The 12,828-nt window shown below is 62.7% G+C and carries 13 protein-coding genes; 5 read left to right on the plus strand and 8 right to left on the minus strand.

What is annotated here, in order from left to right:
* Positions 1-20: 20 nt before the first annotated feature.
* The 4 genes from NKI20_RS03280 to NKI20_RS03295 all read right to left on the minus strand — a co-directional run bounded on the left by NKI20_RS03280 (position 21) and on the right by NKI20_RS03295 (position 3,180).
* On the minus strand, positions 21-815 hold the full coding sequence (locus NKI20_RS03280; protein ID WP_352828276.1) for an amino acid ABC transporter ATP-binding protein: 795 nt from the start codon (positions 813-815) through the stop codon (positions 21-23).
* Positions 816-817: 2 nt separating this feature from the next.
* Positions 818-1,468: an amino acid ABC transporter permease gene (locus NKI20_RS03285; protein WP_352605821.1), complete on the minus strand. Its 651-nt coding sequence runs from the start codon at positions 1,466-1,468 to the stop codon at positions 818-820.
* Between the two features lies 1 nt (position 1,469).
* Complete coding sequence (locus NKI20_RS03290; protein ID WP_352605823.1) at positions 1,470-2,135, minus strand: amino acid ABC transporter permease; 666 nt, start codon at positions 2,133-2,135, stop codon at positions 1,470-1,472.
* A gap of 172 nt (positions 2,136-2,307) precedes the next feature.
* Entirely contained in the window at positions 2,308-3,180 is an 873-nt protein-coding gene (locus NKI20_RS03295; RefSeq protein ID WP_292643047.1) for a transporter substrate-binding protein, read from the minus strand.
* 122 nt (positions 3,181-3,302) lie between these two features.
* On the opposite strand from NKI20_RS03295, the gene NKI20_RS03300 reads away from it, so the two are divergent.
* Positions 3,303-4,091, plus strand: coding sequence for an IclR family transcriptional regulator (locus NKI20_RS03300; protein ID WP_352828281.1), 789 nt, complete (start codon positions 3,303-3,305; stop codon positions 4,089-4,091).
* Between the two features lie 23 nt (positions 4,092-4,114).
* On the opposite strand, the gene NKI20_RS03305 is transcribed toward NKI20_RS03300, so the two are convergent.
* Positions 4,115-4,318, minus strand: coding sequence for a YdcH family protein (locus NKI20_RS03305; protein ID WP_023757446.1), 204 nt, complete (start codon positions 4,316-4,318; stop codon positions 4,115-4,117).
* Positions 4,319-4,558: 240 nt separating this feature from the next.
* On the opposite strand from NKI20_RS03305, the gene NKI20_RS03310 reads away from it, so the two are divergent.
* From NKI20_RS03310 to NKI20_RS03320, 3 genes are all read left to right on the plus strand, one after another.
* Positions 4,559-4,738, plus strand: coding sequence for a YdcH family protein (locus tag NKI20_RS03310; RefSeq protein WP_013529217.1), 180 nt, complete (start codon positions 4,559-4,561; stop codon positions 4,736-4,738).
* A 336-nt stretch (positions 4,739-5,074) separates the two neighbouring features.
* Positions 5,075-6,325, plus strand: coding sequence for a flavodoxin-dependent (E)-4-hydroxy-3-methylbut-2-enyl-diphosphate synthase (gene ispG / locus NKI20_RS03315; protein ID WP_352828285.1), 1,251 nt, complete (start codon positions 5,075-5,077; stop codon positions 6,323-6,325).
* Positions 6,326-6,482: 157 nt separating this feature from the next.
* Positions 6,483-7,337 carry a lytic transglycosylase domain-containing protein gene (locus NKI20_RS03320; protein ID WP_352828288.1) on the plus strand — a complete coding sequence of 285 codons (855 nt, stop codon included), beginning with the start codon at positions 6,483-6,485 and terminating at the stop codon, positions 7,335-7,337.
* A gap of 159 nt (positions 7,338-7,496) precedes the next feature.
* Here NKI20_RS03320 and NKI20_RS03325 read toward each other — a convergent pair whose 3' ends face one another.
* The 3 genes from NKI20_RS03325 to NKI20_RS03335 form a co-directional block, all read right to left on the minus strand.
* Positions 7,497-9,833 carry a response regulator gene (locus tag NKI20_RS03325; protein WP_352828291.1) on the minus strand — a complete coding sequence of 779 codons (2,337 nt, stop codon included), beginning with the start codon at positions 9,831-9,833 and terminating at the stop codon, positions 7,497-7,499.
* A 236-nt stretch (positions 9,834-10,069) separates the two neighbouring features.
* A complete protein-coding gene (locus NKI20_RS03330) occupies positions 10,070-10,876 on the minus strand; it encodes a class I SAM-dependent methyltransferase (RefSeq protein WP_352828294.1) in 807 nt (268 codons plus the stop codon).
* A gap of 160 nt (positions 10,877-11,036) precedes the next feature.
* On the minus strand, positions 11,037-11,954 hold the full coding sequence (locus NKI20_RS03335) for a polyprenyl synthetase family protein (protein WP_352828297.1): 918 nt from the start codon (positions 11,952-11,954) through the stop codon (positions 11,037-11,039).
* Between the two features lie 78 nt (positions 11,955-12,032).
* Between NKI20_RS03335 and NKI20_RS03340 the strand changes: the two genes are divergently transcribed.
* On the plus strand, positions 12,033-12,794 hold the full coding sequence (locus NKI20_RS03340; protein WP_352727567.1) for a biosynthetic peptidoglycan transglycosylase: 762 nt from the start codon (positions 12,033-12,035) through the stop codon (positions 12,792-12,794).
* The last annotated feature ends 34 nt before the right edge of the window (positions 12,795-12,828 follow it).

A 12,828-nucleotide genomic window follows, 5' to 3' on the forward strand; every position in this document is an offset into this window, starting at 1 on the left:
GACAGCGCTCGCTGTCCCGTTTAGAATTGCGAGGCGCGGAAACGTGCCAGGAAGGTGCGCAGGCGCTCATTGTCAGTGTCCGCCGCCAGGATTTCGGCGGGCGGACCCGCCGCGCTAACGCCGCCGTCAGCCATGAAGACGATGCGGCTCGAGGCATCGCGGGCAAAGGCCATTTCGTGCGTGACCATCACCATTGTCATGCCGTCCTCGGCCAGGCTGCGCACGACCTCGAGCACTTCGCCGACCAGCTCCGGGTCGAGCGCGGAGGTTATCTCGTCGAGAAGCAGGATCTTCGGCCCCATGGCTACGGCGCGAGCGATGCCGACACGCTGCTGCTGGCCGCCGGACAGTTCGGCGGGCAGACTGTCGGCCTTGTGGGCGAGGCCGACCCGGCCGAGCCAGTGTTCGGCGATCGTGCGGGCCGCCGCACTGCTCTTGCCGCGCACCTTGGTTAGACCAAGCATGATGTTGCCGGCGGCTGTCAGATGCGGAAAGAGGTTGAAGCTCTGGAACACCATGCCGGTCTCGGCCCGCATGGCGGCCAGATCGCGTTCGCTGCGGCGCTGGCGGGCTCCGGCTTCGCGAAAGCCGACCTCTTTGCCATCGATGCGAATCGAGCCGCTGTCGTAGCTTTCGAGGAAGTTGACGCAGCGCAGCAGTGTGGTCTTGCCGCTGCCCGAGGGGCCGATGACCGTCACCACTTCGCCGCGCGCCACCTGCAGGCTGACCGAACGCAGAACCTGGACGGTTCCAAAGGCTTTGGAAACGTCGCGGATGTCGAGAAGCGCCGGGGTGTCGTTCGAGCCTGTGGACATTGCTAATCCCGAATGAAGGAGAAACGCCGCTCGAGCCGGCGGCTGGCCAGCGAGAGGGCATAATTGACCGCGAAATAGATGAGCGCGCCGAGGAGGTAGAGCGGCATCGCCTCATAGGTGCGGCCGATGACCTGGTTTATGGCCTGCATCAGATCGGTGATGCCGAGCAGCGACACCAGCGCGCTGCCCTTGACCGCGTCGGTGACGCCATTGATCCAGGGCGGCAGGAAACGCCTGAACGCCTGCGGGAAGATGACGTAGGTGAGGCGCTGGCGAAAGGTCAGTCCAATCGCCATTGCCGCCTCGGACTGTCCCTTCGGAATGGATCCGACCGCACCCCTGAGATATTCGACGACCTGCGCGGTCTTGAACAAGGTCAGCGCGAGCACGGCGGCCCAGAAGGACGGCAGATGAAGCCCGACGGCCGGCAGGCCATAATAGACAAAGAAGATGAGCACCAGGATTGGTATGCCGCGAATGGTATCGCTGAAGATGCGCACCGCCCATTGCAGTGGCATGGGGCCATAGACGAGACCGACGCCCATGATCACGCCAGCGATCAGGGAGAACACCACGACAAGCAAGGATACCCATAGTGTCAGGGCAAAGCCCTGGGCGAGGAAAGGCAAGGCATAGGCGATTTGGGTCAGCATGTCAGCGCGCCGCCCTGAACCGGCGTTCGACAAGCCGAAGCGCAAAAAGCAGTATGTAGCCGGTAAGCAGGTACATCGCCGTCACGACGAGATAGACCTCGACGATCCGGAACGTGTTGAAGTTGATCCACTGGGCGCCATAGGTCAGTTCCGGCACCGAGATGACCGAGGCGACGGACGTGTCCTTGAACAGCGATATGAAGGTGTTGGACAATGCCGGCAGCGTGATGCGCAGCATCGTCGGCAGGCGCACGTTGAGCAGCCTTTGCCACGGCGTCAGGCCGATCGCCTTGCCGGCGTCCAGCTGTCCGCGCGGAACCGCCTCGAGCCCGGAACGGAACACCTCGACCAGATATGCGCCGCTGTAGAGCGAGAGCGTGACGACAAATGAGGTCGGCGCGCTGTAGGCGAGATCGACCACCGTCGGCAGGCCGTAGAAGACGAGATAGACGAGCAGGATCAGCGGCACGTTGCGGATGAATTCGACATAGGCGGCGATGATGGTGCGCACCACGCGCCCGGCCGAGACGTACCAGACCGCCAGGACTAGGCCGATGACGATGCCGATGGCGATCGAGATGACGGCGAGTTCGAGACTGAGCAGCAGGCCGCTCCACAGCTTGTCGAAATGCCGCCAGATCAGATTGAAGTTGAGGGCGTAGCCCATGCGTCCGCCTCGGTTGCCGCAGGCCTTAGAGCAGTTCACCGTTTCACGGAAACGGCAAACCGCTCTAACTCTGTTTTGACGCAATTCCGGACGGAAAACCGTTTCACACTTTTCCTGGAATTGCTCTAGGGAGGCGGAAGGGCGCTGGATACGCCCTCCCGCCTGATGCTGGTCAAATGGCTGGGAAGCCCGGATGGCGCGCCGGAGGCTCCTGTCCGAAATAGTCCTTGAACGCGGCGTCGTAGAGGGCATTTTCGTGGCCGAACATGGCGATTGTGAAAGTTGAGTTGACGAAAGTCAGCCAGTCAAGGTCGCCTTGCCGCAGAGCCGCGCCATAAAGCATGCTCAGCCAGCTCTTGCCCGCATCGAAATATTTGTCCGGATTGCGCGAGGCGAGCCAGCGCACCGTGGACAGATCGACGGCCGCGGCGTCGACGCGTTTCGATTCCAGCGCCTGCAGCACGTTGGCCTGGGTATCGATCTGCATGACCTGACACTCGGGCAGCACCGAATGCACCTGCGCTTCGGCATCGACATTCTGCAGGATGGAGATGCGCGTTGCGGCGCCGCCGGCAAGCAGCTTGTCGAAAGTCTTGTTCTCGGCGGTCGGCAGGCTCAGCAAGGCAACGCCCTCGACATAGTAAGGCCGGGAAAAATTGACCAGCTGCGAGCGCTGGGCGCTCATGGTCATGAACTGGATGGTGATGTCGACCTTGTTGGTGGTCACGTTGGGGATGCGCTGTGCCGGATCCTGCATGACGAATTCGACCTTGGTCGGATCGTCGAAAAGGCCCTTGGCGAGAATGCGCCCCATGGTGATGTCCATGCCGACCAATTCGCCGGCATCGTTCTCGAAGTGCCAGGGTGCGTTGGTGCTGCCGGTACCGACGATCAGCTTGCCGCGATCGAGCACGGTGCGCAGCAGGCTGTCGGACGCTGCCTGGGCAGCGGCTTTCTGGGCATCGACGGTTGCCAGCACGCCAGCCGTGGCCAGCCCTGCCATTCCAAGTTTCAGAAAATCACGTCTTCCGGATGTGTCGTTCACGGCGACCTCCTTTCGTGTTGTGTTCCCCTTGTGCACAGGCAAGACACACGTCCGGTGATTTTGTCTCTTACAAGAGACGAGTGTATCCTGTACAAGACAGATATTAACACCGGGAATCGACAATGCAAGATGGCAATACCTCCGCGATTTCAGCCGACGAGAAAATCTCGGGCTCCCGTGAAAAGGGACTCAACCGGGTGCTCGAGATTCTGGAGTTTCTTCACACGACCCAGCGGGCGATCGGCATTGGCGACCTTGCCAAAGGGGTGAATGCACCCCGTTCGACGACCTATACGCTGGTGCGGTCGCTGGTCGATGCGGGCCTGCTGGAATTGGAAAGCGACGGCAATCGCGTCTATTTCGGCAAGAAGCTCTATCTCTATGGAATGGACTATGTGCGGGGCAACGACCTCCTCAGACGAGGGCGTCAGGAGGTCGACAATCTATCGCGCGAGACCGGCGAGACGTCCGAACTGTGCATGCTGCAGAGCGGTCGCTACACGATCGTCCACGCGAGCCCAGGCACCAGGCCTTTTCGCATCAGCTCTGCCACCGGCCTGCAGATACCGCTGCCCTGGACGGCCTCGGGGCGACTGCTTCTGGCGGGGTTGGACAGGGCTGAAATCGAAGCCATGGTGTCGGACGACGATCTCGTGCTGCCCGACGGTCGCAAACTGCGGCTTGACGATTTTGTCACTGACATCGCGAAGGCGCGAGTCGCCGGCTATTGCGTCACCTCGGGCCTGGTCGATGCCTATACGAAATGCCTTGCCGCGCCGGTCTTTTCGGCGCCGGGCAAGGTCGAGGCGACGATGTGCCTGGTGGTCCCCATCGACACGTCCGAGGAGCGGACCGGCGAGCTCATCGGCCTGCTGCGTGATCGTGCTGCGAGACTTTCGACCGCCGGATAGGCGCTCGAAAGCGTACGCGCCCTTCAGGCAATGATGTCGGGAATGATCTTGTCTTCCAGCGCCATCAGCCGGTCCTTGAGGAACAGCTTTTTCTTCTTCATGCGCTGGATCTGCAGTGGATCGCAGGCCATGGCGATCATCGCGTTGATGGCCGCATCGAAATCGGCGTGCTCCTGCTTCAGCCGGGAATATTCGAGCCGGATATCAGCCTGTTCCTGATCGGACATTATCTACCGTCTGCACGTCTGCGGCGCCCAAAAATGGGCCTGATTGGGCGGGGCCGGTGGGATTTTGCAACCGGCGCGCAGCCCATATCACATTTCACATTGTCGTGGAATGCTACCACGGATCATTCGACATCGCTGCCGGAAGGTGACACACTGTCATCATGCCGTCACAGAAGCGAACCTGCGGTGGACGCGCCATGACGGCTGCAATCGAGGAAACCATGAAAGGGAGAACCAATCATGTCTCTTGCATCCCATCTTGATGAGTTGCAGCGGAAACACGGCGACATCGAACGTGAAATCGATGACGCGATGAACCATCCATCGGTCGATGACCTCGAAATCGTGAATCTCAAGCGACGCAAGTTGGCACTCAAGGACGAGATTGAAAAACTCAGAGGGAAACCGACCACGCATTGATGCCCTCCTGACATAGCCGCTCACCGTCCGCGGCTTCTTTTCCCGGCGGGTGCCTTCCGCCGGCCTGGGAGGTTTTGATTTCCGGCACTGGGCCATCAGCCTGAGCCGGATTTCCACCCGGCTTAATTTCCGCTTCGGCCGTCGCCGGATTTCGCCAGATCATCGATTGTTTCTGGTCCTTGGCGGCGGGCCGATTCCGGCCAGTGGCGACCTGTCGCCATTGACAAGCCATCTTTGCTCATCCACCTCATGCCCGGACTTTAGCGCATCGCCCCGGGCGCCTCTGTGTGGGTCCAAGGGGACGTAAGGCGCTCCAGAGACAAAAGGCTGGCCGGCATGACCGGATATTTTTCCTCTCCTTTCCCTCGCCGCACCTCGGTCGGCGTCGATGTCGGCGGCGTGGTCGTCGGCGGCGGAGCGCCCATTGTCGTGCAGTCGATGACCAATACCGATACGGCCGATATCGACCGGACAGTTGCGCAAGTTGCAGCACTTCACCGGGCGGGCTCCGAGATCGTGCGCATCACCGTCGATCGCGACGAGAGCGCCGCCGCAGTGCCGCGCATTCATGAGCGGCTTCAGCGGCTTGGCATCGACGTGCCGCTGGTCGGCGATTTCCACTATATCGGCCACAAGCTTTTGGCAGACCATCCGGCCTGCGCCGAAACGCTGGCCAAATATCGCATCAACCCGGGCAATGTCGGATTCAAGGACAAGAAGGACCGGCAATTCGGGGCGATCGTCGAGATGGCGATCAGACACGACAAGCCGGTGCGCATCGGCGTCAACTGGGGGTCGCTCGATCAGGAACTGCTGACCCGGCTGATGGATGAGAACCAGGACAAGGGGTTTCCGCTGACGGCGCAGGAAGTGACTCGCGAGGCGATCGTGCAATCGGCGATCCTGTCGGCCGAGTTGGCGGAAGAGATCGGCCTTGGCCGCGAGAAAATCATCCTGTCGGCCAAGGTCAGCGGCGTGCAGGACCTGATCGCCGTCTATACCGAGCTCGCCACCCGCTCCAACCATGCGCTGCATCTCGGCCTCACCGAGGCAGGCATGGGCTCGAAAGGCATCGTGGCTTCGTCGGCTGCCATGGGCATCCTGCTCCAGCAAGGCATCGGGGATACCATCCGCATCTCGCTGACGCCGGAGCCGAACGGCGACCGCACACGCGAGGTGCAGGTGTCGCAGGAATTGCTGCAGACCATGGGGTTCAGGCAGTTCGTGCCGATCGTCGCCGCTTGCCCCGGCTGCGGCCGCACGACCTCCACCGTGTTCCAGGAACTCGCCCAGACCATACAGGCGGATCTGCGGAAAAACATGCCGGTGTGGCGCGAAAAATATCCCGGCGTCGAGAACCTCAAGGTCGCGGTGATGGGCTGCATCGTCAACGGTCCGGGCGAATCCAAGCATGCCGACATCGGCATTTCGCTGCCCGGCACTGGCGAGACGCCGACAGCGCCTGTCTTCATCGACGGCAAGAAGGCGGCTACGCTGCGCGGGCCCTCGATCGCGGCGGATTTCGAGAAAATGGTCGCCGACTATATCGAGCAACGGTTCGGCCGCGGCAAGGCCGCGGCCGAGTGAGCCCATGCCGAAACTCTACTCCGGCGGCCACCTGAAGGCGTCTGCTGCGCTTCCGGTGCTCACGGACCAAATGTCCGCTGCGCGCGTCGCCGGGGCGACCCCGAAGCCACCATCACCTAGCTCCCCGGAGCGACTTTCGGCACGGGCTCAGCGCTCGATGCAGCGTTTCCTCGGGGCTACGTTGGTTCTGCTTTGCGCCTTGGGTTGGTCGACGCTGGTTCAGGCGGATCCGCCGCAATCGGCCAAGCAACGGCTGATAGGCGAGGTCTGCAACCTGATCCAGGCGCATGCCGACCAGAATGGTCTGCCCAGGGATTTCTTCGCCCGGCTGATCTGGAAAGAAAGCCGTTTCGATCCCAACGCCGTCAGCCCGGTTGGCGCCGAAGGCATCGCCCAGTTCATGCCGGGCACCGCCAAGATGCGCGGGCTGGCCAATTCCTTCGACATCAACCAGGCGATCCCGGCATCGGCGAAATATCTCGCCGAAATGAAAACCGGCTACGGCAATCTCGGGCTGGCGGCTGCCGCCTACAATGCCGGCGAAAGCCGGGTGTCGCGCTGGCTCAGCTCCGGCGGCTTCCTGCCGATGGAGACCGAAAGCTATGTCTTCGACATCATGGGCGAGCCGGCCGACAAGTTCACCGACCGGGCCTATGCCGGAAAGATCGAGCCGCTCGACGCAAAGGCGGACTTTGACTACGCCTGCCGTAGGCTACCGGTGATCATGTCGCAGACGGTGGCGATGGCCTCGATCAACATAAAACCGTGGGGCATCCAGGTGGCCGGCAACTTCCGCCGCAGTGCCGCGATCAACCAGTGGCTGCGGGTAAGAAGCCGGTTCCCGGCCCTGCTCAGCGGGCATGATCCGGTGGTCAGCCGGGTGCGCACCCCGATCGGCCGGCGCGGCATCTACGCGGTCAGGATCGGTGTCGATGACCGTTCGGCCGCCAATGTCATCTGCCAGAAATTGCAAAGCATCGGCGGGGCGTGCGTGGTGGTTCGCAACCGGTAGCGACAAATGCGACGAATTTATTTCGAGCTCTCGTCGCGCGCCCATTCGACTGAGCAACGGCTCGGCAGTTGGCAGGGAGATCCTTATGTTGCGACATCGCCGGAAATCATCCCAGTCGGCCGGCTGCGTTGATCCTGCAAGCCAGCACCAAGGCCTGCCTCAAGCAATCTTTGCTGCCACCGTCTCGCTGAGCCAGGTGCCGATCTTGGTGCCGAGGCGGTCGGGTGAAACCGGCTTCGGCAGATAGTCGTCCATTCCGGCTTCGATGCACTTGTCGCGATCGCCCTTCAGCGCATGCGCGGTGACGCCGATGATCGGTATGTGGGTGCCCGTCGACACCTCTATCGTCCGGATGGCGCGGGTTGCTTCATAGCCGTTCATTTCCGGCATCGAGACGTCCATCAGGATCAGCTTGGGGCGTAGCGCCCGATACATCTCCACCGCCGTGCGGCCGTTGCCGGCGATGCGGTAGCTGAGCCCAAGGCCGTTGAGGATTTGGCCGAACACCAACTGGTTCACGTCGTTGTCCTCGGCAATGAGGATGTCGATCGGTCCGTTCGGCGTTGCCGATTCCGGCACCACCGCTACCGGCATCGCCGGGCCGCGGATGACAGTGAAGGCAGGTGGTGTCGCCGGGGGAGCCGGCACGATCGGTTCGCGGACGAACTGCGCCTTGCCGACCTGCGAGCGGGCCCTCTGGACGACCGAGATAACGGTGCCGAGCAGGACCGCGGAGCGGGCCGGCTTGGTCAGGTGCGCGGCGATGCCGAAGTCGATGATCATCTTGCCGAAATCGACTTGGTCGACCGAGGTCAGCAACACCACCGGGATGGAGGACAGCCTGCTGTCGGAGGCAATGGCTCTGGCGACGTCGGCGCCGTTCATGGCCGGCATCTGGTAGTCGAGGATGATGCAATCGACGGCGGCACCCAGCTGAAAGGCGCGATCGAGGAAGGCCAGGCCTACGGCGCCGCTTTCGGCGGCGGCACAATCGAAGCTCCAGCTTCTGAGCTGCTCGAGCAGGATTTCGCGGTTGACCGGATTGTCATCGATGACCAGCACACGCGCGCCGGTGACGTCGACCGGTACGATCTCGTCGCGAGCTGCGGCCTGATGCGCCGGCAGCGGCACCGCGAACCAGAACACCGAGCCGCGGCCGATCTCGCTCTCGACGCCGATCTTGCCTGCCATCAGGTCGACGAGGCGGGCGGCGATGGCAAGGCCGAGGCCGGTCCCCTCGTGGCGGCGGGTCGACGAACCGTCGACCTGGGCGAATTTTTCGAACACGTTCTGCAGTTTCTCGGCTGGTATGCCGATGCCGGTGTCCTCGACGCGAACCTTAAGCTGGACCACGTCGTTGACGATCTCGCCGCCGACATCGATCAGCACGTGACCCTTTTCGGTGAACTTCACCGCGTTGCCGAGCAGGTTTGTGACGATCTGCCGAAACCGGCCGGCGTCGCCGACGACATGGGCCGGCAGCCGCGGGTCGACACGCACGATCAATTCGAGGTTCTTTTCGGCGACGCGCGCCGATACCAGCGTCGCCACATCCTCGACCGCTTCGGAGAGACGGAAGGGAGCGGGGTCGAGGGTGAGTTGCCCGGCATTGATCTTCGAGAAATCGAGGATATCGTTGATGATGGTGAGCAGTGCATTGCCGGATTTGACGATGACGTCGGTGAAGGTCTTTTGGCGCGCGGTCAGATCGGTCTTGGCCAGCAGTTCTGCCATACCGAGCACACCGTTCATCGGCGTACGGATTTCATGGCTCATATTGGCCAGGAATTCCGACTTGGCGCGGTCGGCGGCCTCGGCCTTGAACAGGGATTCTGCGGATTCGGCAAAGGCGCGGCGGATTGCCACTTCCATCGGGCGAAAAATCCAGAAGGCGACGATGGCAAGGGCCGCGAACAGGATGGCGCTTGCCCACAGCAGCACCCTGTCGCTGGAGGCGTCCGCCAGATGGCGCTCATCATCCATGGCGGTGCGGACGCGGACCAGCATGGGCTGGGCGAACAGGTCGTTCTGGTTGCGGATTTCGCGATAGCTCCACTCATCGACTTTCTGCGCCACCGACATCAGGTTGAAGTTGCGCACCATGTCGCGCGGCGACCAGAACAGATCGCCATTGACGGAAGCCGATTGGAGCTCGTTGGCAGTCTTGGTCGACAGCCGCGGCTTGATCGCCGCAAGCTGCGCGGTCAGCGACTCGATCTCGCCGGTCAGGCGTTCCGAATGGCCGCGCGCCGATGAGGTCAGCGCATCGCGTGTCTCCGCCCGCCAGGCGGTGCCGGTCGTCTCGGCAAAGCTGGTCGCGTTGCGCAGGTCGCGGGTGAAGACGACGAGGTTGCTGCTCAGCGCATCGATGTCACGGCGAAAGGAATTGACACGATCAAGCGCAACCACGATTGCCACGGAAGCCAGCGCGAAGATCAGCAACCCTGAAATATAGCGAATCCGGACTGACCGGATGAAGGACGAATATTCCGGCATGCGCGACCCCAACACATACGCACCATTTTAATGGTCGGGATTACGCTTCATTTACATTAAAATTTCGTGTGGATAGCCGAGCCACGCGAACAGCCGGATGGATGACAGCTTTGACCTGACAATCCTTGCGCAACGAAAGCCTGTCGCGTCTGGACGGATTCAGACGATCCGCTTCAGGTCTTCGTTTTGATGCATGTCGTTCTCCCAAAACCGAGCAGACTTTTGAGCGACATGCATCAGGCTGCCGTCACGACGAGGGCGTGGATGCGGCCACTCACCGGACCTTCCCCGAACCGTTTCCCCATGGCATTTGCAACGTGTCGCGTCGCCTCCTCCAGCGAGCCGCCGCGCGCCTCGATCTCGGCACGCAGAAGTGTGCCCTGGCAATAGGCCGCGGCCGCGTCATGCGGCGACGGAGCGGCACTCACGGCACCCAGAGCCTCGATGCTGACATCGTGGAAGCCTGCCGCATGCACGTCGGCGCGGATGGCGTCCGCATTGTGATAGCCGTGCGGCGTTCTCGCCAAGAAGCGAGGCGGATCGGCGGGGAAGAGAGTGCCGAGCGCTCGCGTCACTTCTTCGGCGAACTCGTTCTCTTCGATGGCGCTCCAGACGTTGAACACGAAATGCCCGCCCGGCCGCATCACCCGCCGGGCTTGTCCATAGGCGGCCACCCGATCGGGGAAGAACATCGCGCCAAATTGGCAGACCACGGCGTCGAACCATGCGTTCTCGAAGGGCAGCGCCTGGGCGTCGGCCTGTTGCCAGGTGATACGAGGATCGTCCGCCATCCGCGTGCGCGCGTGGTCGAGCATGGGCTGGTTAAGGTCGGTCGCAATTATGCGTGTCGGCGCCGGCAGCTTTGCTGCGAGTGCACGTGTCACCACACCGGTGCCTGCCGCCACTTCGAGCACCGATTGTGGTTCGAGCTTGGCCACCCGCTCCGCCAGATCCCGAGCATAGGGCTCGAAGATCAGCGGCACCATTGCCCGGTCGTAGACTTCGGGAATGGAACCGGCGAACAGCGTGTCGGTTGTCGACATGGCATCTCTCCAACTGTGTCCGCACCGCGTCGTGGCCGTGTGGATGGCAAAGCCGTACCGATCCTCTGCTTTGGCAGGCTTCCGCTCAAGCTCTATTTCTGAATGGGGTGGCGGAGGACGAGCGGCCTAAATCGGCCCGATGTCCTGGTTTGACCAAACCTCAGCTGTTCCGAGCCGCCACGAACGTCGCTGCTTCCCTCAGGAGCTTGGCGCCGTCGCCATAGGGCTCAAGCAGTGCATGGGCCTGTTCGACGAGGCCGTGAAGCTGGCTGCGTGCCCAATTCGCACCGTGCAGCGCCACCAGCGTCGCCTTGCCGGCGGCGGCGTCCTTGCCGGTCGCCTTGCCCATCTGGCTGGCATCGGCGGTCAGGTCGAGCAAGTCGTCGGCGAGCTGGAAGGCAAGTCCGATCGCGGAGCCGAATTCGGCCAGCCGCTCACAGTCCTCGGCGGGAGCGCCGGCAATGAGTGCGCCGGCCTCGCAGGCAAAGCGGATCAGCGCGCCGGTCTTCATCGCCTGCAGCCGGATGATGCCGGCCTCGTCCGGCGGCGTCTGTTCAGCTTCGAGGTCGAGCTTCTGGCCACCGACCATGCCGCCAGCCCCGGCCCCGCGGGCCAGCGCGAGCACCAGTGCTATCCGCCGCTCCGCCGGCAGAGCGGTCGCCTCGCTGGCGATGATGTCGAAGGCAAGCGTCAGCAAGGCGTCGCCAGCCAGGATGGCGGTGGCCTCGTCGAAGGCCTTGTGCACCGTCGGCTGGCCACGCCGCAGATCATCGTCGTCCATGGCCGGCAGATCGTCGTGGATCAGCGAATAGCAATGCACGCATTCAAGCGCTGCAGCGACGCGCAGTGCCGCCTCGCCGTCAGCGGAAAAAAGTGCCGCACTTTCCATCACCAGGAAAGGGCGCAAGCGCTTGCCACCATTCAGCACGCCGTGGCGCATCGCCGCCATCAAGCGCTCAGGCCGGGCGATCTCGCCCGAAAGCGCGCGGTCGTCGAGCAACTGCCGCAGCAGCACCTCGACGGCGGCTGCCCGCCTGATGAGCGCCATTTCGAACGCCATTTCGTCGTCACTCGTCATGATCGGGACCGGTAGCCGACACTCAGACGTTGCGCAAGAAGCCAAGCGCCATTATGCCGGGGGCAGGGAGAGCACGGGTTGGGCGGCTTGGCGGAACCGATCGTCGATCATGAAACCGAAAAGCTGGACATGGCGACGAGATCGCGAGGCGTGAACCGCCGCAGTCTCAAACGCTGGGTCCGGCGCGGTATCACCGTGGCCGCGGTGCTGGCGCTTATTCCAACGCTGCTGACGGTCCTGTACCTGCCGTCGTTCGTGCATCCGGTCTCGATGCTGATGTTCAAGGACCTGGCGACATTCTCGGGCTATGAGCGCCGCTGGGCGTCGATCGACGACGTGGCGCCGGTGCTGGCCAATTCCGTCATCATGTCGGAGGATGGGCAGTTCTGCTTCCATCGCGGTGTCGATCTCGGCGAATTGCGGGGCGTCGTCGACGACGCGCTGGCCGGCGAAGCAACGCGCGGCGCTTCGACCATCACCATGCAGACGGTGAAGAACCTCTTCCTCTGGTCGCGGCCGCTGGGTTCGGTGCGCAAAGTGTTCGAGCTGCCGCTGGCCGTCTATTTCGACGCCGTGATGTCGAAACGGCGCATCATGGAAATCTATCTCAACATCGCCGAATGGGGGCCGGGCATCTACGGTATCGAGGCTGCGGCACAGCATCATTTTGGCGTTTCGGCAAAACAGCTGTCGCGGCGGCAGGCCGCGCTGCTCGCCGTCTCCTTGCCCAATCCGATTGCCCGCAACCCGGCCAAACCCGGACCTGGCCTGAGAAGGCTTGCCAATTTGATCGAGCGGCGCGCCGGCCGCTCCGGCGCCTATGTCGGTTGCCTCCGCTAGCCAACTCAAAAAAATTCGCTCCAGTGCTGGCCAA

The sequence above is a fragment of the Mesorhizobium sp. M0830 genome (assembly GCF_040319965.1).
Classification (GTDB): domain Bacteria; phylum Pseudomonadota; class Alphaproteobacteria; order Rhizobiales; family Rhizobiaceae; genus Mesorhizobium.